This window comes from Vibrio sp. 1078-1 (genome assembly GCF_033340475.1).
Window position 1 is genome coordinate 1 of sequence record NZ_JAWOWM010000216.1, and the last position, 810, is coordinate 810.

The window sequence follows — 810 nt, forward strand, 5'->3', positions numbered from 1 at the left end:
TTTCGTAAACCAGGTTTCCCGTTACATTTGCCTCCAGCAGACAAACCCCCTTCGTGAAATGCTGTAACTTGTCGTTTGTCTAATGCAGAAAAAGCGATGTGGCATGTTGAATTACTGACACCTTTTTCAATGAGAAATATTACATTTGGCTCGCTCGAAAGCCCGAAACCAGCAGCATTTTCATCTGACCATTTGAGTTCAATGCCTAATGGCTCCAGCGCATTCATGTAAAATGCACGACATTCTTCGAATGCCGCTACCTTAATTTCAAAATGATCTATCACTCTTTATCCTTTAGAGTCAGTTACAATTTCCCTTGAAGTGCGCAACTCCAATGATGGGGTGAGGCATGTCATATCGGTGCTTTATACAACTTAGCGATTTAACCAGCGCATAGCTCACGTAAGATCTGCTTCTGTAAAGTTAGTTTTAAATGTGAAAGCAAAGGGCGTATCTCCGTTATCGCGCAAATGTTGAAGGCGGAATAAAGCTTCTTGTGGTGTTGGTATATGGCCATCTTCAACCCACCATAGAACATAGCTATCTTCTGTTAATCGATGAAACCATTCGCTTTTTCGGCGCATGAAATCTCTATGGTCAGTACGGAACATAAAGTTTTTGAGTGCGTCAGTACTTTCCCAGACAGACATGTTTACAATCATGTTTGGGTCTTCAAACAATTTAATGCTGGTGGCATCACCGGAGTCGTCTTTTAAACGCCAAACAAAGCCTTCACTCTCTTCAGCAATACCATTAACTAAGTCTAAATTGTCTACAAATTCTCTAATTTCAGGTGCATCCAGAGGATAT

At 41.1% G+C, this 810-nt stretch carries 2 protein-coding genes; both read right to left on the reverse strand.

All coding sequences use genetic code 11. The features are described 5' to 3' along the window. Nucleotides 1–284 (reverse strand): VOC family protein (locus tag R7190_RS26700; RefSeq protein WP_318137776.1); only part of this gene is annotated, 284 nt, incomplete at its 3' end. Nucleotides 285–398: 114 nt separating this feature from the next. Further along, nucleotides 399–810 (reverse strand): DUF3291 domain-containing protein (locus R7190_RS26705; RefSeq protein ID WP_318137777.1); only part of this gene is annotated, 412 nt, incomplete at its 5' end.